The organism is Paraburkholderia sp. SIMBA_030 (assembly GCF_046535245.1).
Classification (GTDB): Bacteria; Pseudomonadota; Gammaproteobacteria; order Burkholderiales; family Burkholderiaceae; genus Paraburkholderia.
Genome location: NZ_JAWRXB010001088.1, coordinates 1 through 254, shown reverse-complemented (window position 1 = coordinate 254; position 254 = coordinate 1). Strand labels below are relative to the sequence as shown.

1 protein-coding gene is annotated in these 254 nt (G+C 54.3%); it reads left to right on the top strand.

Translation table 11 applies throughout. The features are described 5' to 3' along the window. Positions 1-94: 94 nt before the first annotated feature. Positions 95-254 (top strand): DUF6894 family protein (locus tag SB772_RS43380; protein ID WP_410838946.1); only part of this gene is annotated, 160 nt, incomplete at its 3' end.

Below are 254 nucleotides of genomic sequence, written 5' to 3'. Positions count from 1 at the left end.
ATCCAAAGCCTCACATGTCGCAACCACGGAATGATCGAGATTGTTTGGATTGAATCAGCTAGACGCAGGTCGGAACCGGTGAGGTAAGGCGCTCATGCCACGCTACTTCTTTCACATTCAACACACGGGATACGAGGTTGAAGATCCAGAAGGCTCAGATTACGTTGATCTCCCGGCGGCTGAGATTGATGCTGCTGCCACACTGCGCGATCTTGTCGCGAGCGCACTTGTCCAAGGGTCGGGGTCGAACCTGG